The sequence below is a fragment of the Burkholderia sp. L-4 genome (assembly GCF_056856535.1).
This window is the reverse complement of sequence record NZ_JBXEOX010000001.1, coordinates 2985143-3011311: the sequence shown is the minus strand read 5'-3', so window position 1 is coordinate 3011311 and position 26169 is coordinate 2985143. Positions and strand designations below refer to the sequence as shown.

The 26169-nt window shown below is 68.3% G+C and carries 26 protein-coding genes and 1 pseudogene; 17 read left to right on the top strand and 10 right to left on the bottom strand.

Annotated features, from left to right (window positions below):
* Positions 1-29: 29 nt before the first annotated feature.
* The 7 genes from AC1VVG_RS14065 to AC1VVG_RS14035 all read left to right on the top strand — a co-directional run bounded on the left by AC1VVG_RS14065 (position 30) and on the right by AC1VVG_RS14035 (position 7107).
* Positions 30-638 (top strand): DUF2889 domain-containing protein, encoded by a 609-nt coding sequence (locus tag AC1VVG_RS14065; protein WP_034189066.1) that lies wholly within the window; start codon positions 30-32, stop codon positions 636-638.
* A gap of 68 nt (positions 639-706) precedes the next feature.
* Complete coding sequence (gene sucC / locus AC1VVG_RS14060) at positions 707-1873, top strand: ADP-forming succinate--CoA ligase subunit beta (protein ID WP_006477915.1); 1167 nt, start codon at positions 707-709, stop codon at positions 1871-1873.
* Positions 1874-1942: 69 nt separating this feature from the next.
* Positions 1943-2824, top strand: coding sequence for a succinate--CoA ligase subunit alpha (gene sucD / locus AC1VVG_RS14055; protein WP_006477916.1), 882 nt, complete (start codon positions 1943-1945; stop codon positions 2822-2824).
* A gap of 156 nt (positions 2825-2980) precedes the next feature.
* Positions 2981-3685: a TerC family protein gene (locus tag AC1VVG_RS14050; protein WP_034189067.1), complete on the top strand. Its 705-nt coding sequence runs from the start codon at positions 2981-2983 to the stop codon at positions 3683-3685.
* A gap of 95 nt (positions 3686-3780) precedes the next feature.
* Positions 3781-4377 carry a pilin gene (locus AC1VVG_RS14045; RefSeq protein WP_034189068.1) on the top strand — a complete coding sequence of 199 codons (597 nt, stop codon included), beginning with the start codon at positions 3781-3783 and terminating at the stop codon, positions 4375-4377.
* A 153-nt stretch (positions 4378-4530) separates the two neighbouring features.
* A complete protein-coding gene (locus tag AC1VVG_RS14040; protein ID WP_482835770.1) occupies positions 4531-6309 on the top strand; it encodes a PglL family O-oligosaccharyltransferase in 1779 nt (592 codons plus the stop codon).
* Between the two features lie 447 nt (positions 6310-6756).
* Positions 6757-7107, top strand: coding sequence for a TonB family protein (locus tag AC1VVG_RS14035; protein ID WP_034189070.1), 351 nt, complete (start codon positions 6757-6759; stop codon positions 7105-7107).
* 181 nt (positions 7108-7288) lie between these two features.
* Here the strand turns inward: AC1VVG_RS14035 and AC1VVG_RS14030 are convergent, their stop codons facing one another.
* The 3 genes and pseudogenes from AC1VVG_RS14030 to moaC form a co-directional block, all read right to left on the bottom strand.
* Complete coding sequence (locus AC1VVG_RS14030) at positions 7289-8467, bottom strand: WD40/YVTN/BNR-like repeat-containing protein (RefSeq protein ID WP_482835903.1); 1179 nt, start codon at positions 8465-8467, stop codon at positions 7289-7291.
* Positions 8468-8686: 219 nt separating this feature from the next.
* Positions 8687-9312: pseudogene (locus AC1VVG_RS14025) on the bottom strand (type VI secretion system Vgr family protein); the annotation flags it as partial.
* Positions 9313-9341: 29 nt separating this feature from the next.
* Complete coding sequence (moaC, locus tag AC1VVG_RS14020; protein ID WP_226228195.1) at positions 9342-9830, bottom strand: cyclic pyranopterin monophosphate synthase MoaC; 489 nt, start codon at positions 9828-9830, stop codon at positions 9342-9344.
* 178 nt (positions 9831-10008) lie between these two features.
* Between moaC and AC1VVG_RS14015 the strand changes: the two genes are divergently transcribed.
* Entirely contained in the window at positions 10009-11703 is a 1695-nt protein-coding gene (locus AC1VVG_RS14015) for a M48 family metalloprotease (RefSeq protein ID WP_482835769.1), read from the top strand.
* A gap of 57 nt (positions 11704-11760) precedes the next feature.
* Here AC1VVG_RS14015 and AC1VVG_RS14010 read toward each other — a convergent pair whose 3' ends face one another.
* The 6 genes from AC1VVG_RS14010 to AC1VVG_RS13985 all read right to left on the bottom strand — a co-directional run bounded on the left by AC1VVG_RS14010 (position 11761) and on the right by AC1VVG_RS13985 (position 16318).
* Positions 11761-12345 (bottom strand): DUF2946 family protein, encoded by a 585-nt coding sequence (locus AC1VVG_RS14010; protein ID WP_059560438.1) that lies wholly within the window; start codon positions 12343-12345, stop codon positions 11761-11763.
* Positions 12338-13375 carry a hydrolase gene (locus AC1VVG_RS14005; protein ID WP_034189076.1) on the bottom strand — a complete coding sequence of 346 codons (1038 nt, stop codon included), beginning with the start codon at positions 13373-13375 and terminating at the stop codon, positions 12338-12340. Before AC1VVG_RS14005 ends, AC1VVG_RS14010 begins: the two co-directional genes overlap by 8 nt.
* Before the next feature lie 34 nt (positions 13376-13409).
* The gene (locus AC1VVG_RS14000; protein WP_034178922.1) at positions 13410-13856 is read right to left on the bottom strand and encodes a nuclear transport factor 2 family protein; all 447 of its coding nucleotides are present in this window, start codon (positions 13854-13856) and stop codon (positions 13410-13412) included.
* A gap of 115 nt (positions 13857-13971) precedes the next feature.
* Positions 13972-15009, bottom strand: coding sequence for a lipopolysaccharide heptosyltransferase II (waaF, locus tag AC1VVG_RS13995; RefSeq protein WP_049029287.1), 1038 nt, complete (start codon positions 15007-15009; stop codon positions 13972-13974).
* A 140-nt stretch (positions 15010-15149) separates the two neighbouring features.
* Positions 15150-15344, bottom strand: a complete 195-nt coding sequence (locus tag AC1VVG_RS13990; RefSeq protein WP_006749970.1) for a zinc-finger domain-containing protein — start codon at positions 15342-15344, stop codon at positions 15150-15152.
* Between the two features lie 50 nt (positions 15345-15394).
* Positions 15395-16318: a branched-chain amino acid transaminase gene (locus tag AC1VVG_RS13985; RefSeq protein WP_034189078.1), complete on the bottom strand. Its 924-nt coding sequence runs from the start codon at positions 16316-16318 to the stop codon at positions 15395-15397.
* Positions 16319-16512: 194 nt separating this feature from the next.
* Here AC1VVG_RS13985 and AC1VVG_RS13980 point away from each other — a divergent pair, with 194 nt between their 5' ends.
* The 3 genes from AC1VVG_RS13980 (at position 16513) to AC1VVG_RS13970 (ending at position 19064) form a co-directional block, all read left to right on the top strand.
* Complete coding sequence (locus AC1VVG_RS13980; RefSeq protein WP_059560435.1) at positions 16513-17268, top strand: AzlC family ABC transporter permease; 756 nt, start codon at positions 16513-16515, stop codon at positions 17266-17268.
* Positions 17265-17588, top strand: a complete 324-nt coding sequence (locus tag AC1VVG_RS13975) for an AzlD domain-containing protein (RefSeq protein ID WP_034189080.1) — start codon at positions 17265-17267, stop codon at positions 17586-17588. Before AC1VVG_RS13980 ends, AC1VVG_RS13975 begins: the two co-directional genes overlap by 4 nt.
* Positions 17589-17867: 279 nt before the next feature.
* Positions 17868-19064, top strand: coding sequence for a phosphoglycerate kinase (locus tag AC1VVG_RS13970; protein WP_034189081.1), 1197 nt, complete (start codon positions 17868-17870; stop codon positions 19062-19064).
* Positions 19065-19221: 157 nt separating this feature from the next.
* Here the strand turns inward: AC1VVG_RS13970 and AC1VVG_RS13965 are convergent, their stop codons facing one another.
* Complete coding sequence (locus AC1VVG_RS13965; RefSeq protein ID WP_021164118.1) at positions 19222-19350, bottom strand: hypothetical protein; 129 nt, start codon at positions 19348-19350, stop codon at positions 19222-19224.
* Between AC1VVG_RS13965 and pyk the strand changes: the two genes are divergently transcribed.
* The 6 genes from pyk (at position 19349) to AC1VVG_RS13935 (ending at position 26150) form a co-directional block, all read left to right on the top strand.
* On the top strand, positions 19349-20785 hold the full coding sequence (pyk, locus tag AC1VVG_RS13960) for a pyruvate kinase (RefSeq protein WP_034189082.1): 1437 nt from the start codon (positions 19349-19351) through the stop codon (positions 20783-20785). The two genes, AC1VVG_RS13965 and pyk, sit on opposite strands and share 2 nt — an antisense overlap.
* 316 nt (positions 20786-21101) lie before the next feature.
* Positions 21102-22166 carry a class II fructose-bisphosphate aldolase gene (gene fba, locus AC1VVG_RS13955; RefSeq protein WP_034189083.1) on the top strand — a complete coding sequence of 355 codons (1065 nt, stop codon included), beginning with the start codon at positions 21102-21104 and terminating at the stop codon, positions 22164-22166.
* Positions 22167-22399: 233 nt separating this feature from the next.
* A complete protein-coding gene (locus AC1VVG_RS13950) occupies positions 22400-23290 on the top strand; it encodes a phosphoribosylaminoimidazolesuccinocarboxamide synthase (protein WP_482835768.1) in 891 nt (296 codons plus the stop codon).
* Between the two features lie 21 nt (positions 23291-23311).
* Positions 23312-23833, top strand: a complete 522-nt coding sequence (gene purE / locus AC1VVG_RS13945; RefSeq protein WP_034189110.1) for a 5-(carboxyamino)imidazole ribonucleotide mutase — start codon at positions 23312-23314, stop codon at positions 23831-23833.
* Positions 23834-23913: 80 nt separating this feature from the next.
* Complete coding sequence (locus AC1VVG_RS13940; RefSeq protein WP_034189085.1) at positions 23914-25110, top strand: 5-(carboxyamino)imidazole ribonucleotide synthase; 1197 nt, start codon at positions 23914-23916, stop codon at positions 25108-25110.
* Positions 25111-25121: 11 nt separating this feature from the next.
* Positions 25122-26150 (top strand): L-threonylcarbamoyladenylate synthase, encoded by a 1029-nt coding sequence (locus tag AC1VVG_RS13935; protein WP_069706288.1) that lies wholly within the window; start codon positions 25122-25124, stop codon positions 26148-26150.
* Positions 26151-26169 lie beyond the last annotated feature (19 nt).

The following is a 26169-nucleotide window of genomic DNA, read 5'->3' as shown; positions in this document are numbered from 1 at the left end:
GGTTTTCCTCTTCGGCCTCAACCTCCAGCATGCCGCTATCCGAGCCCGTGCCCCGTCAGTTGCGACATCGACGCGCAATCCGAGCGGAAGCTTACGAGCGCGGCGACGGCTTGTGGGACATCGAAGCCTGCCTGACCGACCACAAGCCGCGCGATGTCGCGCTTGCGTCGGGCATCCGGCCCCAAGGCCTGCCGATCCACGAACTCTGGCTGCGCGTGACTATCGATCGTGAACTCAATGTCGTCGACGCCGAAGCGTCTTCGGAATGGGTGCCGTATCCCGGTCACTGTCAATCCGCCCCGCCTGCCTACCGGGCCCTCATCGGGCTCAATCTCTTCCGCAATTTCCGCCGCAACGCGAACCGGCTGCTCGCCGGCGTCGCAGGCTGCTCCCATCTCACCGAACTGTGCGCCGTGCTGCCGACGGCGGCGATCCAGGCGTTCGCCGGTGACGTGTGGAACGTGCGCGAGGAGGGCGGCGAAGGGCCGGATCACGACGGCGCGCCCGCCGAACCGCCGTTCCAGCTCGGCCGCTGCCGTGCGCTGCGGTTCGACGGCGAGGTCGTGCGGCAGTACTACCCGCGCTGGTACGGCCCGATTCGGCCGGATATGCCCGGTGACGGCAGCACGAAGGAATGAACGGAAATCATTCGAAGAAGCGTCTTAAGCGACTTTTCATCCAACTCTCAGACTGAAGGGAATCACGCATGAAGATTCACGAGTACCAGGGTAAGGAAATCCTGCGGAAATTCGGAGTCGCGGTACCGCGCGGCAAGCCGGCGTTCTCGGTTGACGAAGCCGTCAAGGTGGCGGAAGAGCTCGGCGGCCCGGTATGGGTCGTGAAGGCTCAGATCCACGCGGGTGGCCGCGGCAAGGGCGGCGGCGTGAAGGTGGCGAAGTCGATCGAGCAGGTGCGCGAATACGCGAACCAGATCCTCGGCATGCAGCTCGTCACGCACCAGACCGGTCCGGAAGGCCAGAAGGTCAACCGTCTGATGATCGAAGAAGGCGCCGACATCAAGCAGGAACTGTATGTCAGCCTCGTCGTCGACCGCATCTCGCAAAAGATCGTGCTGATGGGTTCGAGCGAAGGCGGCATGGACATCGAGGAAGTTGCCGAGAAGCACCCGGAACTGATCCACAAGGTCATCGTCGAGCCGTCGACGGGCCTGCTCGACGCCCAGGCCGACGATCTCGCCGCGAAGATCGGCGTGCCGGCTGCTTCGATCCCGCAAGCGCGCGCGATCCTGCAAGGCCTGTACAAGGCATTCTGGGAAACCGACGCATCGCTGGCTGAAATCAACCCGCTGAACGTCTCCGGCGACGGCAAGGTCACCGCACTCGACGCGAAGTTCAACTTCGACTCGAACGCGCTGTTCCGCCACCCGGAAATCGTCGCGTACCGCGATCTGGACGAAGAAGATCCGGCTGAAATCGAAGCGTCGAAGTTCGACCTCGCGTACATCTCGCTCGACGGCAACATCGGCTGCCTCGTGAACGGCGCAGGCCTCGCGATGGCCACGATGGACACCATCAAGCTGTTCGGCGGCGAGCCGGCGAACTTCCTGGACGTCGGCGGTGGCGCGACGACTGAGAAGGTCACGGAAGCATTCAAGCTGATGCTGAAGAACCCGGACCTGAAGGCGATCCTCGTGAACATCTTCGGCGGCATCATGCGCTGCGACGTGATCGCGGAAGGCGTGATCGCCGGTTCGAAGGCCGTGAACCTGAACGTGCCGCTCGTCGTGCGCATGAAGGGCACGAACGAAGACCTCGGCAAGAAGATGCTGGCCGATTCGGGCCTGCCGATCATCTCGGCCGACAGCATGGAAGAGGCTGCGCAGAAGGTCGTCGCGGCTGCCGCAGGCAAGTAAGCACGCGCTAATGAACACGTAGGGCGGCGCGGTTTGCACGCGACGCCCATCGAACAGAGGTCAAAATACATGTCGATTCTGATCAACAAGGACACGAAGGTCATCACGCAGGGCATTACCGGCAAAACCGGTCAGTTCCATACGCGCGCCTGCCGTGAATACGCAAACGGCCGCGAAGCATTCGTCGCGGGCGTGAACCCGAAGAAGGCCGGTGAAGACTTCGAAGGCATTCCGATCTACGCGAGCGTCAAGGAAGCGAAGGCGGAAACCGGCGCGACCGTGTCGGTCATCTACGTTCCGCCGGCAGGCGCGGCGGCCGCGATCTGGGAAGCGGTCGAAGCCGACCTCGATCTCGCGATCTGCATCACGGAAGGCATCCCCGTGCGCGACATGATCGAAGTGAAGGACCGCATGCGTCGCGAAGGCCGCAAGACGCTGCTGCTCGGGCCGAACTGCCCGGGCACGATCACGCCGGACGAGCTGAAGATCGGCATCATGCCGGGCCACATCCACCGCAAGGGCCGCATCGGCGTCGTGTCGCGTTCGGGCACGCTGACGTATGAAGCGGTCGCGCAGCTGACGGCACTGGGCCTCGGCCAGTCGTCGGCGGTCGGTATCGGCGGCGACCCGATCAACGGTCTGAAGCACATCGACGTGATGAAGATGTTCAACGACGATCCGGACACGGATGCGGTCGTGATGATCGGCGAAATCGGCGGTCCGGACGAAGCCAATGCGGCGGAGTGGATCAAGGACAACATGAAGAAGCCGGTCGTCGGCTTCATCGCGGGCGTCACGGCGCCTCCGGGCAAGCGCATGGGCCACGCCGGCGCGCTGATCTCGGGCGGTGCGGATACGGCCGAAGCGAAGCTGGAAATCATGGAAGCGTGTGGCATCACCGTCACGCGCAACCCGTCGGAAATGGGCCGTCTGTTGAAGAAGGCGCTGTAATATTTCCCCGGGGTTCGTCCTGCAGAAAACGCCGGCTTTGCCGGCGTTTTTTGTTATGCTCGCGCAATGAATTCGTAAGCACCGGGCATGCGTCGCGCATGTGCCGGCGATGAACCGGGCCGCCTGCGACGCGGCCGCTGTCCTGTCCTCACCGCCATGCTCGAATTCCTGACATCGCTGCACTGGGGCGCCATTCTCCAGATCATCGTCATCGACATCCTCCTCGGCGGCGACAACGCGGTCGTGATCGCGCTCGCCTGCCGCAACTTGCCGGCCAACCAGCGGTTGCGCGGCGTCGTCTGGGGTACCGCCGGCGCGATCCTGCTGCGCGTCGCGCTGATCACCTTCGCGGTCGCGCTGCTCGACGTGCCGTTCCTGAAGCTCGGCGGCGGGCTGCTGCTGCTGTGGATCGGCATCAAGCTGATGGCGCCGGCCGCCGACGCGCACGACGACATCAAGCCGGCCAGCCGGCTGTGGGACGCCGTGAAGACGATCGTGATCGCCGATGCGGTGATGAGCCTCGACAACGTGATCGCGATCGCCGGCGCGGCCGAGCAGGCCGATCCGTCGCACCGGATCGCGCTGGTGATCTTCGGGCTCGTCGTCAGCGTGCCGATCATCGTGTGGGGCAGCACGCTGGTGCTGAAGCTGCTCGACCGTTTCCCGATCGTCGTGGCGTTCGGCGCCGGGCTGCTCGGCTGGATCGCGGGCGGGTTGATCGTCAACGACCCGGTCGGCGACCGCTGGGCGGTGCTGGATACACAGCCGGTGCTCTACGGCGCGAGCATCGCGGGCGCGCTGTTCGTCGTGGCGATCGGCTACGCACTCAGGAAGCGCCACGGCGCGCCGCACGCGCGCTGACTGGCCGTCCGGCCGACTGCCGGCTTCACGGCCCGCTGGCTACGATCGAAACGCCTGCCTTGATCGGCAGGCGTTTTTCGTTTCCGGAGCCTGCCATGTTCGAAGCCTTTTCCGTTTCCCTGTTCCGTCGCGTGGCCGCCGATCTGCGGCGCGCGAACCGGCCCGCGCCGCGCTGGCGGCCGGCCGGCTTCACGCTGATCGAATTGATGATCGTGCTGGCGATCGTCGGCGTCGTCGCGGCCTATGCGATTCCCGCGTATCAGGATTACCTCGCGCGTTCCCGGGTCGGCGAGGGGCTTGCGCTTGCGTCGTCCGCTCGGCTCGCGGTGGCCGACAACGCGGCGAGCGGCGCGAGCCTCGATGGCGGTTACGGCCCGCCGGCCGCGACCCGCAACGTCGAATCGGTGGCCATCGACGGCAACACCGGCCAGATCACCGTCGCGTTTACCCCCCGCGTCGCCGCGGCCGGCGCGAATACGCTGGTGCTCGTGCCGTCCGTACCCGACAAGGCCGATGCGCCCACCGCGCGCGTGGCGCTTAAAAAGGGTGCGATGCAGGCCGGTGCGATTGCGTGGGAGTGCTTCGCCGCCGGCAAGGACGCGTCGTCGCTGCCGGCGCCGGGGGCCGGGCCGTTGCCGAGCGCCACCGCGACGCTGCCCGCGAAATTCGCGCCCGCGGAGTGCCGCGCATAGCGCCGGAGGCGGCGGTCGGCGGCGCGTACGGCGCGCGGGCCGCCGCTTCGGCCGGCCGGGGGCGTCGTTTCGCGCCCGGCTGCGGCGCGACGGCCCCGCACAGAGGGGGGAAAGTTTTGTATAGTGCGCCGGTTGCTGACATCCGGTTCGCTCATGCCTTCTACTTTTTCCCGTTCGTTGTCGCTCGTTGCGCTGGCTGTCGCCCTGATCGTGCCGTACGCGATCACGAATCACACGTATCCGATCCCGACCTTCTATTCCGAGTTTTCCGCGCTGGTGCTGTATCTGCTGGTGGGGCTGTCCGTCGTGCTGCTCACGCGCACCGACCGGCCGGCCGAGCCGTTTGCCGCGCCGGCCGCGTTCGTCGTGCCGCTCGGGTTTGCCGCCGTGCTGATCGCGCAGACCGCGCTGATCCCGCTCAAGGTGCCGTCGATGAACTGGCTGGCGGTCGGCTACCTCGCGGCCGCGCTGGTCGCGATGCAGGCCGGGTATGCGCTCGCGCGCGACGGGCTGGCCGAAGCGGTGTCGCGGATGATGGCCGGCGCGTTGATCGTCGGCGGCGTGTTCGCGGTCGGCACCCAGATCGTGCAGCTGTTTCACCTCGAATCGTCCGTTTCGCCGTTCGTCGTGATGTACAACATCGCGGTCGACCGCCGTCCGTACGGCAACATGGCGCAGGCGAACCACCTGGCCAGCTACATCGCGTTCGCGCTCGCGGGTGCGCTGTACCTCGTGCAGACGCGCCGGCTCGCGGTATGGGCATGGCTCGCGCTGTCGCTGGTGCTGTCGGTCGGCCTCGCGCTGACGGTGTCGCGCGGGCCGTGGCTGCAGGTCGCGGTGATGGTCGTCGCGGGCTTCTGGATGGCGTGGCTCGAATCGCGCCGCGCGCCGGGCAATGCGCGAGCGTGGCTGATCCCGGTCGTGCTCGCGGTCGCGTTCATCGCGGTGAACGTCGCGGTGCGCTGGGCGAACGTGCACTATCACCTGAATCTCGCGGAATCGGCGGCCGACCGCATGCGCGACGCGGGGCAGATCGCGCCGCGCCTCGCGCTGTGGAAGTACGGGCTTGCGATGTTCCGCGAGCATCCGCTGCTCGGCGTCGGCTGGGGCGAATTCCCGTCGCACCAGTTCGCGCTCGTGCGCACGCTCGGCGGCGTCGAGATCGCGAACAACTCGCACGACATCTTCATCGATCTGCTCGCGAAGTCCGGCCTCGTCGGCCTCGGCATCCTCGTCGTCACGCTCGTGGCGTGGTTCGTGCGCGCGGTGCGCGCGCCGCAGTCGAGCATGCGCGTGTTCGGCTTCGCGCTGATTGGCATCCTGCTGATGCACGCGCTGGTCGAGTATCCGCAGCAGTACATGTTTTTCCTGCTGCCGGCGATGTTCGTGATCGGGCTGCTCGACGTGAAGCCGTTGCGTATCCTGCCGGGCCGCGCCGCGTTCGGGCTGTTCGCGGTGCTGTCGTTCGGCGGCGTGCTGGCGGCGGTGCCCGTGCTGCGCGACTACCAGCGCGCGGAAGTGCTCTATTACGGCAGCGATCCGGCCGCGCAGTACCGCGAGGCGCCGTCGCGGCTGTTCGGCGCGTGGGGCGAGTACGGTGCGGCCACGCTGCTGCCGATTTCGGCGGATGACCTGCCGGCCAAGCTCGCGGCGCACGAGCGCGCGATCGCGCTGCTGCCCGGCGAGACGGTGCTGCGTCGCTACGCGGCGCTGCAGGCGCTGGCGGGCCGCGAAGCCGACGCGCTCGATACCGTCGCACGCCTGCACGTGTTCGCGAAGGAACTGAAGGACTGGCCGCAGCAACTGGCGCTCTTGTACAAGCTTTGCGACCAGCAGCCGACGCTGAAGACGTTCAAGGCGGCCGTCGTCGCGAAGTACGGGGAAGTGCCGGCCGATGCGGCCGACGATTCGGACGACGACGATTCGGATTGAGGTGCGCGGCGCACGCCGGCGCGTGCCGCAGTGTGATGCGGCGGCGGGCATCGGGCGGGGCGGCCCGGGGAAACGGGATGAACGGGGCGAAGCCCGCCGCATGTCGATTACGTCGCGAATCGTGTGGATTCCGGCTGCATGCGCGCCGATTCGCGTCAACCATTGTCAAATTGCCGCCGTTGACCGGGCGGCGCGTGCACAATGCGCGGAAGCGCTCGCGTGCCCGCGGCCGTCGGGGTTGGCCGGCGGGAAGACAGGCAGCATCCCGGTCATCCGGGAGCGCCGCCGGACAGGATCGCGGCCGAGAATCGTCGGCCGCGCGGCCGTAACGGGGCGCCGGTCCGCTGGCCGTGGCGCAGTGTGACGCACGTGATGCGGCCCGGGGCACGCTTGCGCGGGAAGGCGCGTTCGTCCGGAACGGAACAATACCCAGAACGATATTCGACCATGGCTATTCGCTCGACCTACCTGATCCTGCCCGCCGTCGCAATGCTGTTGTCCGGCTGCGCGATGCTGTCGTCGTCGCAGGAGAGCAAGCTGACCTGTCACATCCCGCGCGCCGTCTATCCGGATACCGCGAAGCCGCTCACCCGCCCGGCGACCGTGCTCGTGCGCGCGCTGATGACGACGTCCGGCGAAGCGCAGAACGTCACCGTGACGACGAGCAGCCGCAACGCGGCGGCCGATCGCGCGGCCGTCGACGCGATGACGCACGCGACCTGCGTGCAGACGGGCGCGACCGCGAATCCGTTCCTGCTGACCCAACCGTTCGTGTTCGAGCCGTCACGCGGCCAGTGAAGCGCGGGCAGTGCACGTCGTGCGTCGGCGGCTGCACCGGTTATGCGTGGCTATCGAAAGTCGATATACGCGGTAGGGGTGCCGAGCGCTCGCGGTTCGTGTGCGCAGCATCTCGGGCGAGCCGTAGCGGGCCGGCTCGCCGTATCGGCGCAGACTGGCCGGCAACGCCCCCAGCACGCGCTCAGAAGGTCCGCTTCTTCAGCGTGAATCCGTGCAGCCAGTACAGCGTGTTGGTCTGTGCGTCGAAGTAGCCGCCCTGTGCGGACTTGTCGGTCGTTTTATTCCAAGTCTTGCCGGCGTCGGTGCTGCTGAACGTCAGGTCGATCGGTGCGCCGCCGCCGGTACCGCCGCTTCCGGAGTTCGGATCGGTTGCGTGGACGAGCAGGAGGCCGTTGCGACCGATGCTCATACTGGCGAGCGTCAGCTTGTCGTCAAACGTATGCAACTGCTGAACCTGCTCGGGTGCACTGTTCGTCCACGTGGAAATGGCACCGACGCGTTGTCCTTTGTCGGCGGGATTGCCGGAATTGAGCGGTTCACCGAGGCGCGACAGGGCGTAGAGCGCATAGCGATTCGACGCGACCGGTGACGAGGACAGGTTGACGATCACCTGTTCAGGCAAAACGGCATCCAGGGCGAACGCGGATTGCTCCCAACCGAGCCGATAGACGACGCTTCCGGCGGAAGCGTGCGCGGATTTCTCGACGTGGTATGCCACGCGCAAGGTACCGTCCGGGCCGAGGTCGATGCCGTCCAATGTGCGGCGAGGTTGACCGGCCTCCGCGGCGCCCGGCGGCAGTTCGACTTCCCGCCACGATTGACCGCCGTCGGACGTGCGCCACACGTGCGGGCCCCAGCCGATCGCATAGCCGCGCTGCGGATCGAGAAACAGCAGGCGACCGATGTTCCGGTCTTCTGGCCACGCGAGCTGCATCCAGTCGCGTCCGCCGTTGGATGACTTCCAGAGCTTGGTCACTTGCGGCGTCAGGCCGTCGGCAGGCTGAGGGGACTTGTAGTCCATCCAGCCGGTGCTGATGAATTCGACCGTCCAATCCTTCGCGTGCCACCAGGCGGCGTTCTGGCCTGCCTGGGCGAAATGGCGCGTCATGTCACCGTTTACCGGGCCCCGCCAGAATTCGACCGACGTCCGGTTCAGCGTTTCACGGCTGTCGTTCATCCAGGCTTCGGTCGGCTCGGCCTTTTCCTTGTCCTTCCATTCGGCGTATGGCTTGAAGGTGATTTCAGGGTCGCTGATCTTCAGCGTGATCGCCTCGTTTCCCGATATCGCGAAATCGCCCCCGCCATAGGGCTTGCTGTTCTTCATGAAAGTGTTGGAAACGACCTGCCAGTCATTCGACATATATGAGTACCCGACAATCAATACAATGAGCGCGACTGCCGCACCCAGCGACAGCTTCAGGAGTTTTCTCGTCATTTGATTTCGGCATCAGTTTTTCGATTGTCTGTGCAACAGGGTCGATGACATGCTCGTTGACCGCGTCACCTGCTTTTTTCGCGTATTCCACGGTATTGTCGACGTATTGTTTGCCCACGCCGACACCACTGTCGAATGCTTGGTAGAGCCGGTCCCGCCGCCGGCGGTTCGGCCGCCCGACACGCCTCCGCTCACGCTGTTCCGCGTCGCATCGATGAACTGCTTGAGCGCAGAGTGGCCGGGGGCGAGCGACTCGCCCTGATGATGTGCGCTGACTTCCGGCATGGCCTCCATCAGGCCTTCCGCCCTGAGCTGCTGCTGCGTCTCCTGGACGTCGAGTGGCTGGCCCGCCGGTGGTTTCGGATACGTCGTGACGTACAGGCCGCGGTTCGCACGAACCGAACCAAATGCGTCCGAGCGCAGGTCGAAGCCGCTGCCGAGATAACTGCGGCGGTTGTTGCCCGTGTGGTCGATCAGGTAGCCGAGATGCAGATACGCGTTGGTCTGGCTGCTGTACAGGTGCACGCGGTTCTGCGGGCTCGTCGCGCCGTTGTACAGCTTGCCGACGACGATCGGGCGATCGCAGTCGCCGCCGAGAAAACGACCAGCACTTCCTCGCCGGCGCGGTGCGGGTGGACGGCGCCGTAACCGCTGCCCGAGTCCGACGTCGCGGCGCGCAGCCAGCACGACGCTTGCTCGTCGCCGTCGTTGAGGCGGTCTCAGGGGAAGCGGACCTTGACCCGGTTGAGCTAGTCGATGTGGATTTCCTCGCAATAACGGGCAGGCGGCGCCCGGGCGCTCAGTCCGCCGCGTCTCCCGCCTTCCAGTCCCCCGACTTCCCGCCGCGCTTCTCGCGCACGCTCACCTCCGTGATCACCATCCCGCGATCCACCGCCTTGCACATGTCGTAGACGGTCAGCAGCCCGACCTGCACGGCGGTCAGCGCTTCCATCTCGACCCCGGTGCGGCCGAACGTCTCGACCTGCACGACGCAGTGGACGCCCGGCAGCGCGTCGTCGAGTTCGAAGTCGACGGCCACGCGCGTCAGCGCGAGCGGGTGGCACAGCGGGATGAGGTCGGCCGTGCGCTTGGCGCCCTGGATCGCCGCGATGCGTGCGACGCCGAGTACGTCGCCTTTCTTGGCCTTGCCGTCGCGGATCAGCGCGAACGTGGCCGGCAGCATCCGGATCGTGCCGCGCGCGATCGCGATGCGCCGGGTTTCCTGCTTGTCGCCGACATCGACCATGTGCGCATGGCCGGCGGCGTCGAAATGGGTGAGTCCTGACATGTCATGCTCCGTCTCAACGGGCGCTTATCATAGCAGCGGCGTTCGCGTCCTCGGGGGCGCAGATGGCGCATGCGCGGCACGGGACAGTGGCCGCCGCGCCGGTACAATGACCCGAATATTCAGACCAGACGCCGCGATGCGCGCCGGGCGCGCGGGACGGCGTCGTTTTCATCCTGCCATGCGTGTCAAACAGTTGCTTGCCGTGTCGCTGTCGGCCGCGCTCGCGCTGCCGCCGGGCGGCCATGCGCAGAGCACGCCCGCGCCCCCGCTCGAGCCGGCGACGGGCGGCTCCCCGGCGATTTCCACCGTGCCGTCCGGCATCGCGACCGGCGTGTTCGGCACGTACGGCGGCGCGGAGAGCCGGTTCTCGGGCGCCGGCGGCGCGTCGGCGCCGGTCGCGAGCCTGCGCGCGCCGCTTCGTGCGCTGGAGCTGCCCGACCTCGGCGACGGTTCCGGCGGTTCGCTGACGCCGCAGGCCGAGCGCCGGCTCGGCGAGCGCGTGATGCGCGAAGTGCGGCGCGATCCCGACTATCTCGACGACTGGCTCGTGCGCGACTACCTGAACGCGATGGCGGCACGGCTCGCGGCGGCCGCCGCCGCGCGCTTCATCGGCGGCTACACGCCGGATTTCGACCTGTTCCCGGTGCGCGATCCGCAGATCAACGCGTTCTCGATGCCGGGCGGCTTCATCGGAATCAACAGCGGGCTCGTGGTCACGACGCAGACGGAGTCGGAGCTCGCGTCGGTGGTCGGCCACGAGATGGGTCACGTACTGCAGCGGCACATCGCGCGGATGATCGGCGCGAGCGAGAAGAGCGGCTACACGGCGCTCGCGACGATGCTGCTCGGCGTGCTGGCCGGCGTGCTCGCGCGCAGCGGCGATCTCGGCAGCGCGATCGCGATGGGCGGGCAGGCGTACGCGGTCGACAACCAGCTGCGCTTCTCGCGTTCGGCCGAGCGCGAGGCCGATCGCGTCGGTTTCCAGCTGCTCGCGGGCGCGGGTTATGACCCGTACGGGATGCCGGGCTTCTTCGAACGGCTCAACCGCGCGTCGACGGGCGACGCGGGCGTGCCGGCCTACGCGCGTACGCACCCGCTGACCGGCGAGCGGATCGCGGACATGGAGGATCGCGCGCGCCGCGCGCCGTACCGGCAACCGCGCCAGTCGGCCGAATACGGGTTCGTGCGCGCGCGGCTGCGCATCCTGCAGAACCGCGCGCCGACCGACATCTCGGCCGAGGCCCGCCGGATGCAGCTCGAGATCGACGACCGGACGGCGCCGAACGTCGCGGCGAACTGGTACGGCATCGCGCTCGCGGACCTGTTGCTCGGCGAATATGACGCGGCCGGCAACGCACTCGCGTCGGCGCGCGCGGCGTTCGATGCACGCGAGCGGCGCGAGAACGATCCGGACACGAGTTCGCCGAGCCTCGACGTGCTGGCCGCCGAGATCGCGCGCCGCGCGGGCCGGACCGACGACGCGGTGCGGCTCGCGGCGCTCGCGCAGCGGCGCTGGCCGGCGTCGCACGCGGCGATCGTCGCGCATCTGCAGGCGCTGATCGCCGCGCGCCGCTTTGCCGACGCGCAGACGCTCGCGCGGGCGCAGGCGAAGGCCGATCCCGAGCAGCCCGACTGGTGGGACTATCTCGCGAAGGCGAGCGACGGCAAGGGGGACGTGCTCGCGCGGCGCCGCGCGCTCGCGGAGAAACTGGCGCTCGACGGCGCGTGGCCGTCGGCGATCCGGCAGTTGAAGGAAGCGCGCGACGCGAAGGACGTGTCGTTCTACGAGCAGTCGATCATCGGCGCGCGGTTGCTGGAGTTCGAGGCGCGCTACAAGGAAGAGCGCGAGGACGAGAAGAACGGCCGCGGATAGCGGCCGTCGCGCGGCTTGTGCGGCTTGTGCGGCTTGCGTGGGCGAGGCGGCGGTGCGTCAGTTGCCGCTGCCGGCCGCCTGTCCTGCGTCATGCGCGGGGCTCGCGACATAGCCGAACCGGGCGGGCACGTCCGCGCAGGCGATGCTGCCGAGCGGCAGCGTGCGGCCGTCGCGCCAGCGCAGCACGGGCGGCTCCGCATCGAAATCCGCGTGATCGGCGAACAGCCCGAGGTCGTGATCGTGCAGCGCCGCGATGCGCCGCGTGCCGCCGTCGCGAAACAGCACGCCGCCCGCATCGTCGAGCCACGCTTCGTCCGGCTCGAACGGCGCACCCGTCTGGTCGGCGAGCACGAGTTGTCCGTCGCGCTCGGCGAGCCGGACGACCCACGGCGTATAGGCGAGCTCGACGTAGACGCGCTGCGGGCCGTTCTGGAAGAACCACCGGCCCTGCGCGTCGCATTCGTAGTTGCGGCCGATGAACGCGTTCAGCGCCGCATGCCGGATCGGCGAGCCGAGCTCGCCGGCCGCCTGGGCCGCGTCGTCGCGCAGCCGCCATTCGCCGCGCCGGTCGAGCAGCAGCCAGCCGGTACAGTGCGGCACGTTGGGCCATTTGGCGAGCGCCTGCCGGACGATGTCATCCATGGTCGACGAATTTCGCGCAATAGCCGAACACCCGCGCCGACAGCCAGTCGAGGCGGCCGGGGAACGGCCCGGTCATGAAGCCCGCGTGCCCGCCGTCCGCCGGCTGGTCGAGCTCGACGGCCGGCGACACGTCGGCCGGGCCGGGCAGCGCCGATTCCGGCAGGAACGGGTCGTTGCGGGCGTTGAGGATCAGCGTCGGCACGTCGATCGCGGGGAGCAGCGGCCGTGTGGTCGCCTTCGTCCAGTAATCGTCGGCGTCCGCGAAGCCGTGCAGCGGCGCGGTCACGACCTCGTCGAAGTCGCGCATCGTCACGGCCTGCAGCATCGCTTCGCGGTCGAACAGCCCCGGGTACTGGTCGAGCTTCGCCAGCGCCTTGCGCTTGAGCGTCTTCAGGAAGCTGCGCGTGTAGACCATCGCGAACCCCTGCGACAGCGCGCGGCCGCCGGCGTGCACGTCGATCGGCGTCGAGATCGCGGCGGCGGCGCGCAGGATCGACGTGTCGCTGCGATGCTCGCCGAGCCAGCGCAGCAGCACGTTGCCGCCGAGCGACACGCCGGCGGCGACCAGCGGCCCGCGATGCTGCGCGGCGAGCCGGCGCAGGATCCAGTCGACTTCGGCGCTGTCCGCGAGATGGTAGAAGCGCGGCTGGCGGTTGAGCTCGCCGCTGCAGCTGCGGAAGTGCGGCACGACGGCGTGCCAGCCCTTCGCGCGCGCGGCGGCCATCATCGCGAGCGCGTAGTGCGAGCCGGAACTGCCTTCGAGGCCGTGGAACAGTACGAACAGCGGCGCGTCGGGCGCGGGCGCCGCGCTGTCGAGATGGGCGACCCAGTCGAGATCGATGAAGTCGTGGTCGGGGGTTTCCCATCGCTCTCGTCGGTAGGCGACGACCGGACGCCGCGCGAACAGCGCGGGCACGATGGTTTGCGCATGGCTGTTCGGCAGCCAGCGCGGTGCGCGATAGCGCAGTGTGTCGTTGTCCGGAGCCGGAGCCCCGGTCAGCGGCGAGGTGGGCGGAGAAGCCGTACTCATGATCGCCCCGCGTATGCGTTGCTTCGTCTTTTCGTCAGTGCAGCGGACCCTGACCGTGACGGATCTTGGCGGCGAACTGCCCGGCCGCCTGTTCGGGAATCGGGCTCGCGTGGATGTGCGCGATGCGCCATTCGCCGCGTTCGTGAATCATCACGTACGTCGCGAAAACCATGTCGGGTTCGGCTGTCAGGTCGGCCTGCTGATGCGCTTCGGCGATCGTATAGACGACCGTGCCGAGGCTGTCGTACACGCGGATGTCGAGCGGCTCGATCGTCACGGGGCGCGTGGCGAGCCGGTTCGCGAGCCCGCTGCGGATCTGGTCGAGGCCGTGCAGATGCTCGCCGTCCGCCCATACGCAGCTGGCGAAATCCTCGTCGATCCACAACGCCAGCAGCGCGTCGAGATTGGCATCGGCGACGGCCTGGTAGTAGGCGTTGAGCGTATCGGCAGCGGCTTCGAAAAGGCGGGCAAAACGTGGCATCGGGGTTATCTCTCGCGCGCGTCGCGCGCCGTATTCAGCACGGCGGCCCGGATGGAGCCGCCGTACACCGGTGAATCGGATTGCCCGGCGCGCCGTGCGACGCTGCCGGTCAGGGTCAGCGCTGCCCGACGAGCATGCCGCGCAAATCGCCGAATACCTGCTCGGGACCGAGTTCGCGCAGGCACTTCAGGTGGCCGAGCGGGCACTCGCGTTCGAAGCAGGGACTGCATTCGAGATGCAGCCATTGTACCTTCGCCAGGTCCGACAGCGGAGGGGTGTGGCGCGGATCGGTCGATCCGTACAGCGCGACGAGCGGCCGGCGCAGCGCGGCCGCGACGTGCATCAGCCCCGAATCGTTGGTGACGACCGCGTTCGCGCGCGCGATCAGCGCGCACGCCTCGGACAGCGACGTCTGTCCGCACAGGTTGCGCACGTTCGGCGCGTGGTCGGCGATCGCCTGCGCGGCGGCCGCGTCCTTCTGCGAGCCGAGCGCGACGATCTGCGTATACGGGAACGACTGGTGGACGATCGTCGCGAGCGTCGCGAAGTGCTCGGGCGGCCAGCGCTTGGCCGGGCCGTATTCGGCGCCCGGGCAGAACACGACGAGCGGCTTGCGCGTATCGAGATTGAAACGCGCGGACACGCGCGCCGTCTCGTTCAGGTCCGCGTCGAGGCGCGGCGCGGGCAGCGTCTTCATCGACTCGGGCAGCTTCGCGCCCGGCGCGTACGCGAGCGCCGCGTAGTGGGTCGTCATCGGCGGGCGTTCGCCCGACTTGGCCGGATTCGCGTGCCGCACGTTCAGCAGCCCGTAGCGGTGCTCGCCCGTATAGCCGATCCGCAGCGGAATGTTCGCGAGCCACGGGATCACCGCGGATTTCAGCGAATTTGGCAGCACGTACGCCGCGTCGTAGCCGACGTCGCGCAGGTCGCTCGCGAGCTGCCAGCGGCGCAGCAGCTGCAGCTTGCCGTGGGCGAGATCGGTCGCGTAGACATCGTGGATCTCGGGCATCCGCTCGAGCACGGGCGCGACCCATGAGGGTGCGACCGCATCGATCGCGATGCGGGGATGGAGTTTCTTCAGCAGCGCAAAAAGCGGCTGCGCCATCAATGCGTCACCGATCCAGTTCGGTGCGATAACCAGCGCTCGACGCATCAGGTGGACTTCCGATGTCGTAATGAAGCACGGCGCGCGTCGCGCCGCGTTCGGGTTGCCAGAATGGGGAAGGGCGGCGCGCCGGCTGTCCGGCTGCGCCGCCTTGCGGTCGGCGGGCCCGCGGGCCCGGCCGGCCGGGCTCAGTGGCCCTTGACGACTTCGCCGTCGCGCAGCTTGTAGCGCGTGCCGCAGTACGGGCAGCGCGCCTCGCCGTGCGACACGTCGATGAAGACGCGCGGGTGCGCGCTCCAGCGTGCCATCGCCGGGTTCGGGCAGTAGGCGGGAAGATCCTTGGCCGTCAGCTCGACCAGCGGCATTTCCTTGATTTCACTCATGAGACTTTCTCTTATCACTCTTGTGTGGGGCGGTCGGTGGCGCGGCGCGCTCAGACCTTCGTCAGCCAGTGCGCGTACTTCGCGTTCTTGCCCGACACGATATCGAAAAACGCCGACTGGAGCTTTTCCGTGACGGGGCCGCGCGCGCCGCTGCCGATCGTGCGGTTGTCGAGTTCGCGGATCGGCGTGACTTCGGCGGCCGTGCCGGTGAAGAACGCTTCGTCGGCCGTGTAGACCTCGTCGCGCGTGATGCGCTTCTCGATGACCTCGATGCCGGCGTCCCGCGCGAGCGTGATGATCGTGTCGCGCGTGATGCCGTCGAGGCACGACGCCAGGTCGGGCGTGTACAGCTTGCCGTTGTTCACGAGGAAGAAGTTCTCGCCCGAGCCTTCCGACACGTAGCCGTCGACGTCGAGCAGCAGCGCTTCGTCGTAGCCGTCGGCCGTCGCTTCCTGGTTCGCCAGGATCGAGTTCACGTACCAGCCCGACGCCTTCGCGCGGACCATCGACACGTTCACGTGGTGGCGCGTGAACGACGACGTCTTCACGCGGATGCCCTTCGCGAGGCCGTCCTCGCCGAGGTACGCGCCCCACGGCCACGCGGCGATCGCGACGTGGATCGTGTTGCCCTTCGCGGCCACGCCGAGCTTTTCCGAGCCGACCCAGATGATCGGGCGCAGGTAGCACGACTCGAGCTTGTTCTCGCGCACGACCGCGAGCTGCGCGGCTTCGAGCGTTTCCCGGTCGAACGGCACGTCCATCTGGAAGATCTTCGCCGAATTCAGCAGACGTTTCGTGTGCTCGGGCAGGCGGAAGATCGCGGTGCTGCCGTCGGCCGTCTTGTACGCGCGCACGCCCTCGAAGACACCCATGCCGTAGTGCAGCGTATGGGTCAGGACGTGGATCTTGGCGTCGCGCCAGTCGATCAGCTTGCCGTCCATCCAGATCTTGCCGTCGCGGTCGGCCATTGACATAGATTTCTCCTGGGATGCGGTTGTATGCAGCGTTGAGCCGGAAAGACGCATATTTTAGCGTCATTTGAAGGCGATCCGGTCGGTCGGCGCGGGGCCGGCGCTATAATCGGCCGGTACCGATTCCAATAATGACGGGATGCATCGGCAGGAGGCGCCGGCGTCCCGACGAACCGCCCGCTGCGGCCCGTTTTCCCATGCTCGCTCGATTGTCCGCCACCGACCGCTTCGCGCTGATCCAGGGCGCGCGCGACTATTCCCCGACACTGATGGCGATCCTGTCCTGGGGCCTCGTCACCGGCATCGCGATGAGCAAGTCGGTCATGACGCTCGGGCAGGCGAGCGCGATGTCGCTGCTGGTCTACGCGGGCTCGTCGCAGCTCGCGGTGCTGCCGCTCCTCGCGGCGAAGCTGCCGATCTGGACCGTGCTGCTCACGGCCGCGATGGTCAACACGCGCTTCGTGATCTTCAGCGCCGGGCTGGCGCCCCATTTTTCCTACCTGCCGCTGTGGCGGCGTCTCGCGATCGGCTATTTCAACGGCGACGTGATCTACCTGCTGTTCCAGAAACAGGGTTTCGCCTACGGCCACGTGCCGGGCAAGGAAGCGTATTTCTGGGGGATGGCGCTCGCGAGCTGGGTGTCGTGGCAGGTGTCGTCGCTCGCCGGCATCCTGCTCGCGAGCTTCTTTCCCGCGAGCTGGGGGCTGGAGCTGGCCGGCACGCTCGCGCTGATCCCTATCATGGTGTCGGCGGTCGCGAACCGCTCGACGCTCGCGGCCGTCGCGGTCGCGGGCATCGTGTCGCTGATCGCGTTCGACCTGCCGTACCGGCTCGCGCTGCCGCTCGCGGTGCTCGCCGCGCTGGCGGCCGGCTGCACGGCCGACTTCTTCGTCGAACGGGCCGACTGGCGGCGCATCCGCACCGAAACCGTGCACGAGAAGGAGATCGAATGAGCGCGACGGAGATCTGGATCGTCATCATCGGGATGACGATCGTCACGGCGGTCACGCGCGCGCTGTTCCTGATCGGCGGCGAGCGCACCGTGCTGCCCGAACGCGCGCAGCGCGCGCTGCGCTACGCGCCGGCCGCCGCGCTCGTCGCCGTCGTGCTGCCCGACGTGCTCGAAACGCCGGCCGGGCTGTCGTTCGCACTGTCCAACCATCCGTTCTACGCGGCGCTCGCCGGCCTCGGCTGGTTTTTGTGGCGCCGCAGCATGCTCGGCACGATCGTGGTCGGCATGGTCGTGTTCACCGTGCTGCGCCTGATCTTCTGATGAATCGTCGTTCCGGCCTGCCGGGCACGGGCCGCCCGCGGGCGGCCATTGCTGCGTCGCGGCAATGTGCCGGTTTGCGCGCGCGATCCCAAATAGGCGGAATTCGCCGCCCGCGGGTCAGTCTGCCGGGTGGATCGGCTAGAATGCCCGTTCGAGATTTTTTACCCGTGCGCGTCATGCGAACCGCCAGCCACGGCCGCATCCGGCGCCCTTTCGCGGCAGCCCGCGCACGTCCAGCGTGAACCCCCTTTCCCCATCCACTACTTCAATCTGTTCAACATGAGCCAAGTCAAGCGTCTTACCGACCTGATCGCCGCCGGCCAGCTCGCCGGCAAGCGGGTGTTCATCCGCGCCGACCTGAACGTCCCGCAGGACGACCAGGGCAACATCACCGAAGACACCCGCGTGCGCGCGTCCGTGCCGGCCATCCAGGCCGCGCTCGACGCCGGCGCGGCCGTGATGGTCACGTCGCACCTCGGCCGTCCGACCGAAGGCGAATTCAAGCCGGAAGACTCGCTCGCGCCGGTCGCGAAGCGCCTCGCCGAGCTGCTCGGCCGCGACGTGCCGCTGGTGTCGAACTGGGTCGAGAACGGCGTGAACGTCGCGCCGGGTCAGGTCGTGCTGCTCGAGAACTGCCGCGTCAACAAGGGCGAGAAGAAGAATTCGGACGAGCTCGCCCAGAAGATGGCGAAGCTCTGCGACGTGTACGTGAACGACGCGTTCGGCACCGCGCACCGCGCGGAAGCGACCACGCACGGGATCGCGAAGTACGCGCCGGTCGCGTGCGCGGGCCCGCTGCTGGCCGCCGAGCTCGACGCGCTCGGCAAGGCGCTCGGCAACCCGGCCCGCCCGCTGGTGGCGATCGTCGCCGGCTCGAAGGTATCGACCAAGCTCACCATCCTGAAGTCGCTGGCCGGCAAGGTCGACCAGCTGATCGTCGGCGGCGGCATCGCGAATACGTTCATGCTCGCGGCCGGCCTGTCGATCGGCAAGTCGCTCGCGGAAGCCGATCTCGTCGCCGAGGCGAAGGCGATCATCGACGAGGCGCGCGAGCGCGGCGCGTCGGTGCCGATCCCGACCGACGTCGTCACCGCGAAGGAATTCTCGCCGACGGCCGCGGCCACGGTGAAGCAGGTCGCCGACATCGAAGCGGACGACATGATCCTCGACATCGGCCCCGATACGGCCAAGGCGCTCGCGAGCCAGCTCGAGAAGGCCGGCACGATCGTGTGGAACGGCCCGGTCGGCGTGTTCGAGTTCGACCAGTTCGGCAACGGCACCAAGACGCTCGCCGAAGCGATCGCCAAATCGTCCGCGTTCTCGATCGCGGGCGGCGGCGACACGCTCGCGGCCATCGCGAAGTACGGCATCCACGACCAGGTCAGCTACATCTCGACGGGCGGCGGCGCCTTCCTCGAGTTCCTCGAGGGGAAGAAGCTGCCGGCGGTGGAAGTGCTCGAAACGCGGGCGGCCTGAGCGTGGCGGCGCGCGCAGGGGTGACGAAGGCCGCGCGCTCCGCGAAAGCGGAGCCGCCGGCCGGCGCGGGCAAGCGCAAACGCGCGCCCGCGCGGGCGAACACCGCCCCGCGCGCACCGGCGGCCGCCGGCGACGCGGCCGACCAGCACCACGAGATTCAGAACAAAGCGATGCCGGGCGCAAGCACCGGCACGCCCCCCGGAACGGCCGCCGCTGGGCCCGCCGCTTCCGGCTCTCGCAGCGTTTCACCCAGCGCATCCACCTTGATCCAGATGAGGAGTTTCATGCAGCGCGCCACCAAGATAGTCGCCACGATCGGCCCGGCTTCCAGTTCGCCGGAGATTCTGCTGCAGATGATGCAGGCGGGCCTCGACGTCGTGCGGCTCAATTTTTCGCACGGCACGGCCGACGATCACCGCCAGCGCGCCGAGATGGTGCGCGAGGCCGCCCGCAAGGTTGGCCGCGAGATCGCGATCATGGCCGACCTCCAGGGTCCGAAGATCCGCGTCGGCAAGTTCGAGAACGGCAAGACCACGCTCGTGCCGGGGCAGCCGTTCATCCTTGACGCCGCCTGCGAGCTCGGCAACGACGAGCGCGTCGGCCTCGACTACAAGGAACTGCCGCGCGACCTGCGTCCGGGCGACCTGCTGCTGCTGAACGACGGCCTGATCGTGCTGACCGTCGAGCGCGTGCTCGGCGACGAGATCCACACGATCGTCAAGGTGGGCGGCGAGCTGTCGAACAACAAGGGCATCAACCGCCAGGGCGGCGGCCTGTCGGCGCCGGCGCTGACCGCGAAGGACATGGAAGACATCCGCACGGCGATGTCGCTCGGTGCGGACCTCGTCGCGGTGTCGTTCCCGAAGAACGCGACCGACATGGAAATGGCGCGCCAGCTCGCGAACATCGCGGGCGCGCCGTACGGCATCAAGCCGAAGATGATCGCGAAGATCGAGCGCGCGGAAGCGATTCCGGCGCTGCAGAGCATCCTCGACGCGTCCGACGGCATCATGGTCGCGCGCGGCGACCTCGCTGTGGAAGTGGGCAACGCGGCCGTGCCGGCGCTGCAGAAGCGCATGATCCGGATGGCGCGCGAGTCGAACAAGCTCGTGATCACCGCGACGCAGATGATGGAATCGATGATCCATGCGCCCGTGCCGACCCGCGCGGAAGTGTCGGACGTCGCGAACGCGGTGCTCGACGGCACCGACGCGGTGATGCTGTCGGCCGAGACGGCCGCCGGCAAGTACCCGGTCGTCACGATCGAGACGATGGCGGCCGTGTGCGTCGAAGCGGAAAAGTCGGAACATGTCGAGCTCGACAAGGATTTCCTCGACCGCACGTTCACGCGGATCGACCAGTCGATCGCGATGGGCGCGCTGTTCACCGCGTACCACCTCGGCGCGAAGGCGATCATCGCGCTGACCGAGTCGGGCGCGACCGCGCTGTGGATGTCGCGTCACTACACGCACGTGCCGATCTTCGCGCTGACGCCGCGCGTCGGCAGCGAGCGCACGATGGCGCTGTACCGCAACGTGACGCCGCTGCACGTCGACTTCAACAGCGACCGCGATTCGGCGCTGCAGGCGGCGCTCGAGATCGTCGTCAAGCAGGGCTACGTGCAGCACGGCGACATGGTCGTGCTGACGGTCGGCGAGCCGATGGGGCAGGCGGGCGGCACCAACACGCTGAAGATCGTGCGGGTCGGCGAACACTACTGAGCGCCCGCTGAGCATCGGGCCGGCCTGGCGGGCCGGCCGCCGGGATCGGCTGGAAGCTGGTCTGGCACCGTTTTTCACGCGAAAGCCGCGTGGGGTTCGAAGCCCCGCGCGGCTTTTTTTCTCTTTTTTGCCCGCATTGTGCCGTGCGAACGTAACAAATTGCGAGTGAGCGCCACCGGGCGGTCGGAATCGGAGGCGCTTCGCGATAAAATGCGGCTATTCGACGCTCAGCCGCGCCGCCTCGCCCCGGGTCGAACGGGGGCGGATGCCGCGCCGGCGTCAGGGCGCACCGGTTTTCATTCCAAGGAGTTCCACAATGCCTCTCGTATCAATGCGTCAATTGCTGGACCACGCGGCGGAGCACGGTTACGGCCTGCCGGCCTTCAACGTGAACAACCTGGAGCAGGTCCAGGCGATCATGGCGGCGGCGGACCAGGTCGGCGCGCCCGTGATCATGCAGGCATCGGCCGGCGCGCGTAAGTACGCGGGCGAGCCGTTCCTGCGCCACCTGATCGAAGCAGCCGTCGAGTCCTACCCGCACATCCCGGTCGTGATGCACCAGGATCACGGCCAGTCGCCGGCGGTCTGCATGGCGGCGATCCGCAGCGGCTTCACGAGCGTGATGATGGACGGTTCGCTCGAGGCCGACGGCAAGACGGTCGCGTCGTACGAGTACAACGTCGACGTGTCGCGCAAGGTCGTCGAGATGGCGCACTCGATCGGCGTGACGGTCGAAGCGGAACTCGGCGTGCTCGGCTCACTCGAGACGATGAAGGGCGACAAGGAAGACGGCCACGGCGCGGAAGGCACGATGACCCGCGAGCAGCTGCTGACCGATCCGGAGCAGGCCGCCGACTTCGTGAAGCTCACGCAGTGCGATGCGCTCGCGATCGCGATCGGCACGTCGCACGGCGCGTACAAGTTCTCGAAGAAGCCGACGGGCGACATCCTGTCGATCCAGCGCATCAAGGAAATCCACGCGCGCATCCCGAACACGCACCTCGTGATGCACGGTTCGTCGTCGGTGCCGCAGGAGCTGCTCGCCGAGATCCGCGAATTCGGCGGCGACATGAAGGAAACCTACGGCGTGCCGGTCGAGGAAATCCAGGAAGGCATCAAGCACGGCGTGCGCAAGATCAACATCGACACCGACCTGCGTCTCGCGATCACGGGCGCGATCCGCCGCTACCTGTTCGAGAACCCGGGCAAGTTCGATCCGCGCGACTACTTGAAGCCCGCGCGCGAAGCGGCGAAGCAGGTCTGCGTCGACCGCTACCTCGCGTTCGGCTGCGAAGGCCAGGCCGGCAAGATCAAGCCGGTGGCGCTCGACAAGATCGCCGAGCAGTACAAGTCCGGCGCGCTCGCGCAGGTCGTGCGCTGAGACTGTAGTACGATTGCCCCCGCCCGGTACTGCCGCCGGGCAAGGGCTGGCCGCCCGGTTGCCGGATCCGATCCGGCCCCGGTAGCCGCTCCGTCCGGCCGAACAAGGGCCGGCCGGCAACCGCCGGGCGCCGTCGCCCGCCGGTTCGCCGACGCATTGCAAGACCGCCGTTCCCGCCTGCCGCGGGGAACGGCGTTTCCCTTTTTGTTTGGCTCCTTATCTGCGAAAAGACGATGTCTACCCTTTACGAATCCACGCTCCGCTCGCTGCCGCTCCTCGGTCGCGGCAAGGTCCGCGACAACTACGCGGTCGGCAACGACAAGCTCCTGATCGTCACGACCGACCGCCTGTCGGCGTTCGACGTGGTGATGGGCGAGCCGATTCCGAACAAGGGCCGCGTGCTGAACCAGATGGCGAACTTCTGGTTCGACAAGCTCGCGCACATCGTGCCGAACCACCTGACGGGCGACGCGCCGGAAGCGGTCGTCGCGGCCGACGAGGTCGAGCAGGTGCAGGGCCGCGGCGTGGTCGTCAAGCGCCTCGAGCCGATCATGATCGAAGCGGTCGTGCGCGGCTACCTGGCCGGCAGCGGCTGGAAGGAATACCACGCATCGGGCGCCGTGTGCGGCGTGCAGCTGCCGGCAGGCCTGCAGAACGCGCAGAAGCTGCCCGAGCCGATCTTCACGCCGGCCGCGAAGGCCGAGATGGGCGAGCACGACGAGAACATCACGTTCGAGGAAACCGAGCGCCGTATCGGCACCGAGCTGGCCGCGACGATCCGCGACATCTCGATCAAGCTGTACAAGGAAGCGGCCGACTACGCGGCGACGCGCGGCATCATCATCGCCGACACGAAGTTCGAATTCGGCCTCGACAACCACGGCAAGCTGTACCTGATGGACGAAGTGCTGACGGCCGATTCGTCGCGCTTCTGGCCGGCCGACCAGTACGAAGTCGGCACGAACCCGCCGTCGTTCGACAAGCAGTTCGTGCGCGACTGGCTCGAGGCGCAGCCGTGGGGCAAGACGGCGCCGGCGCCGGCGCTGCCGGCCGACGTCGTCGAGAAGACGGCCGCGAAGTACCAGGAAGCGCTCGAGCGCATCACGGGCCAGTCGCTCGTCTGAGAGAAGGAAGGAATGCACGACATGAGTGAAGTCCAGACTGCCCACACGCACGGCGCGCCGCTCGTCGGCGTGCTGATGGGTTCGAGTTCCGACTGGGACGTGATGAAGCACGCGGTCGCGATCCTGCAGGAATTCGGCGTACCGTACGAAGCGAAGGTCGTGTCCGCGCACCGGATGCCCGACGAGATGTTCGATTACGCGGAGAAGGCGCGCGAGCGCGGGCTGCGCGCGATCATCGCGGGCGCCGGCGGTGCCGCGCACCTGCCCGGCATGCTGGCCGCGAAGACCACGGTGCCGGTGCTCGGCGTGCCGGTCGCGAGCAAGTACCTGAAGGGCGTCGATTCGCTGCACTCGATCGTGCAGATGCCGAAGGGCGTGCCGGTCGCGACGTTCGCGATCGGCGAGGCCGGCGCCGCGAATGCCGCGCTGTTCGCGGTGTCGATCCTGTCCGGCAACTCGGTCGACTACGCGAACCGGCTCGCCGCGTTCCGCGTGCGCCAGAACGAAGCCGCGCACGCGATGGTGCTGCCGCCGCTCGAATGACGGCGCACCGGCGGCCGCGCGTCGCGGCTGCCTGACTTTCCCACTGCGGCGGGCAGCGCCCGCCGCGACCGACCACTGACATGACCGCAACTCCTGATTCCGTTTCCCCGATCCTGCCCGGCGCGTGGCTGGGCATGGTCGGCGGTGGCCAGCTCGGCCGCATGTTCTGCTTTGCCGCCCAGTCGATGGGCTATCGCGTCGCCGTGCTCGATCCCGATCCGACGAGCCCCGCCGGCACGGTCGCCGACCGCCACCTGCGCGCGGCGTACGACGACGAAGCCGCGCTCGCGGAACTGGCCGACCTGTGCGACGCCGTATCGACGGAGTTCGAGAACGTGCCGGCCGCGAGCCTCGATTTCCTCGCACGCACGACGTTCGTCGCGCCGGCCGGCCGCTGCGTCGCGGTCGCGCAGGACCGGATCGCGGAGAAGCGCTTCATCGAGGCGTCGGGCGTGCCGGTCGCGCCGCACGTCGTGATCGAATCGCCGGCGGCGCTCGCCGCGCTCGACGATGCCGCGCTCGGCGCGGTGCTGCCGGGCATCCTGAAGACGGCGCGCCTCGGCTACGACGGCAAGGGCCAGGTGCGTGTGAGCACCGCGCGGGAAGCGCGCGACGCCCATGCGGCGCTCGGCGGCGTGCCGTGCGTGCTCGAGAAGCGCCTGCCGCTGAAATACGAAGTGTCGGCGCTGATCGCGCGCGGCGCGGACGGCCGCTCGGCCGCGTTCCCGCTCGCCCAGAACGTGCACCACAACGGCATCCTCGCGCTGACGGTCGTGCCGGCGCCGGCCGCCGATGCCGCGCGCGTCGCGGAGGCGCAGCAGGCCGCCGTGCGGATCGCCGATACGCTCGGTTACGTCGGCGTGCTGTGCGTCGAATTCTTCGTGCTGGAAGACGGCTCGTTCGTCGCGAACGAAATGGCGCCGCGCCCGCACAACTCCGGCCACTACACGGTCGATGCGTGCGCAACGAGCCAGTTCGAGCAGCAGGTGCGCACGATGACGCGCATGCCGCTCGGCAATCCGCGCCAGCATTCGCCGGCCGCGATGCTGAACATCCTCGGCGACGTGTGGTTTCCGCACGGTGCGGCGGCCGATGCCGTCACGCCGCCGTGGGACACGGTCGCCGCGATGCCGGCCGCGCACCTGCACCTGTACGGCAAGGAAGAAGCGCGCGTCGGCCGCAAGATGGGCCACGTGAACTTCACGGCCGAGACGCGCGACGAGGCCGTTGCCGCGGCCACCGCGTGCGCGCAGCTGCTGCGCGTGCCGCTCGACTGAGGCGCCGGCCGATGTCCATCGATCTTCCGACCTCCGTGACGCTCGCGCAGATCGACGCGGCCGCCGCGCTGCTCGACGCGGGGCAGCTCGTCGCGTTCCCGACCGAGACCGTCTACGGGCTCGGCGGCGACGCGGCCAATCCCGAAGCCGTCGCGCGCATCTACGCGGCGAAAGGGCGGCCCGCGAACCATCCGGTGATCGTGCACCTGCCGCCGGGCGGTGACCCCGGCTACTGGGCCGACGACGTACCGGCCGACGCGCACGCGTTGATCGATGCATTCTGGCCGGGCCCGCTGACGCTGATCCTGAAGCGCCACGCCCGCATTCCGGATGCCGTGAGCGGCGGACAGGATTCGGTCGGGCTGCGCTGCCCGTCCCATCCGGTCGCGCAGGCGCTGCTGGCCGCGTTCAGCGCGCGGCGCGGCGGCCACGGCGGTGTGGCGGCGCCGTCCGCGAACCGGTTCGGCCACGTGAGCCCGACGACCGCGCAGCACGTGCGCGACGAATTCGGCGACACCGTGCACGTGCTCGACGGCGGCGCATCCGAAGTCGGCATCGAATCGACGATTCTCGATCTGTCGCGCGGCTTCCCGGCGCTGCTGCGCCCGGGCCACGTGACGCCGCAACAGATCGCCGACGTGCTCGGCCGCGCGCCGAAGCTGCCGGACGGCAGCGACGCGACCGCGCCGCGCGCGTCGGGCACGCTGAAAGCGCATTACGCACCGCGCACGCCGCTCGCGCTGCTGCCGTTCGACGCGCTCGAGCCGCTGCTCGCGGCCGCGCAAACCGATGGCGAACGGGTCGCGCTCGTCGCCCGTGCGTCGCGCGCGGGGCGCTGGGCGCAAGCCGACGGCGTGCATTTCGTCGCGGCGCCGGAAGATCCGCGGGCCTATGCGCGCGACCTGTACGGGATGCTGCGCGCGCTCGACCGTGCGCAAGTCGCGCGTATCCTCGTCGAGAAGCTGCCCGAGACCGTCGAATGGATCGCGGTCAACGATCGCCTCGGCCGCGCGGCTGCCGCGTTCGAGGCGCGCGACTGACGTTCATCGCGCTTCACGC

Coding starts and splice junctions, on each gene's coding strand:
- AC1VVG_RS14045 (WP_034189068.1), top strand. CDS start 3,781: ATGTTCGAAGCCTTTTCCGTTTCCCTGTTCCGTCGCGTGGCCGCCGAT.
- fba (WP_034189083.1), top strand. CDS start 21,102: ATGCCTCTCGTATCAATGCGTCAATTGCTGGACCACGCGGCGGAGCAC.
- AC1VVG_RS14065 (WP_034189066.1), top strand. CDS start 30: ATGCCGCTATCCGAGCCCGTGCCCCGTCAGTTGCGACATCGACGCGCA.
- AC1VVG_RS14035 (WP_034189070.1), top strand. CDS start 6,757: ATGGCTATTCGCTCGACCTACCTGATCCTGCCCGCCGTCGCAATGCTG.
- moaC (WP_226228195.1), bottom strand. CDS start 9,830: ATGTCAGGACTCACCCATTTCGACGCCGCCGGCCATGCGCACATGGTC.
- AC1VVG_RS13980 (WP_059560435.1), top strand. CDS start 16,513: ATGCTCGCTCGATTGTCCGCCACCGACCGCTTCGCGCTGATCCAGGGC.
- AC1VVG_RS13950 (WP_482835768.1), top strand. CDS start 22,400: ATGTCTACCCTTTACGAATCCACGCTCCGCTCGCTGCCGCTCCTCGGT.
- waaF (WP_049029287.1), bottom strand. CDS start 15,009: ATGCGTCGAGCGCTGGTTATCGCACCGAACTGGATCGGTGACGCATTG.
- AC1VVG_RS13935 (WP_069706288.1), top strand. CDS start 25,122: ATGTCCATCGATCTTCCGACCTCCGTGACGCTCGCGCAGATCGACGCG.
- AC1VVG_RS14040 (WP_482835770.1), top strand. CDS start 4,531: ATGCCTTCTACTTTTTCCCGTTCGTTGTCGCTCGTTGCGCTGGCTGTC.
- AC1VVG_RS13990 (WP_006749970.1), bottom strand. CDS start 15,344: ATGAGTGAAATCAAGGAAATGCCGCTGGTCGAGCTGACGGCCAAGGAT.
- AC1VVG_RS13940 (WP_034189085.1), top strand. CDS start 23,914: ATGACCGCAACTCCTGATTCCGTTTCCCCGATCCTGCCCGGCGCGTGG.
- AC1VVG_RS14050 (WP_034189067.1), top strand. CDS start 2,981: ATGCTCGAATTCCTGACATCGCTGCACTGGGGCGCCATTCTCCAGATC.
- pyk (WP_034189082.1), top strand. CDS start 19,349: ATGCAGCGCGCCACCAAGATAGTCGCCACGATCGGCCCGGCTTCCAGT.
- sucD (WP_006477916.1), top strand. CDS start 1,943: ATGTCGATTCTGATCAACAAGGACACGAAGGTCATCACGCAGGGCATT.
- AC1VVG_RS13985 (WP_034189078.1), bottom strand. CDS start 16,318: ATGTCAATGGCCGACCGCGACGGCAAGATCTGGATGGACGGCAAGCTG.
- purE (WP_034189110.1), top strand. CDS start 23,312: ATGAGTGAAGTCCAGACTGCCCACACGCACGGCGCGCCGCTCGTCGGC.
- AC1VVG_RS13975 (WP_034189080.1), top strand. CDS start 17,265: ATGAGCGCGACGGAGATCTGGATCGTCATCATCGGGATGACGATCGTC.
- sucC (WP_006477915.1), top strand. CDS start 707: ATGAAGATTCACGAGTACCAGGGTAAGGAAATCCTGCGGAAATTCGGA.
- AC1VVG_RS14005 (WP_034189076.1), bottom strand. CDS start 13,375: ATGAGTACGGCTTCTCCGCCCACCTCGCCGCTGACCGGGGCTCCGGCT.
- AC1VVG_RS14015 (WP_482835769.1), top strand. CDS start 10,009: ATGCGTGTCAAACAGTTGCTTGCCGTGTCGCTGTCGGCCGCGCTCGCG.
- AC1VVG_RS13970 (WP_034189081.1), top strand. CDS start 17,868: ATGAGCCAAGTCAAGCGTCTTACCGACCTGATCGCCGCCGGCCAGCTC.
- AC1VVG_RS13965 (WP_021164118.1), bottom strand. CDS start 19,350: ATGAAACTCCTCATCTGGATCAAGGTGGATGCGCTGGGTGAAACGCTG.
- AC1VVG_RS14000 (WP_034178922.1), bottom strand. CDS start 13,856: ATGCCACGTTTTGCCCGCCTTTTCGAAGCCGCTGCCGATACGCTCAAC.
- AC1VVG_RS14010 (WP_059560438.1), bottom strand. CDS start 12,345: ATGGATGACATCGTCCGGCAGGCGCTCGCCAAATGGCCCAACGTGCCG.
- AC1VVG_RS14030 (WP_482835903.1), bottom strand. CDS start 8,467: ATGTCGAATGACTGGCAGGTCGTTTCCAACACTTTCATGAAGAACAGC.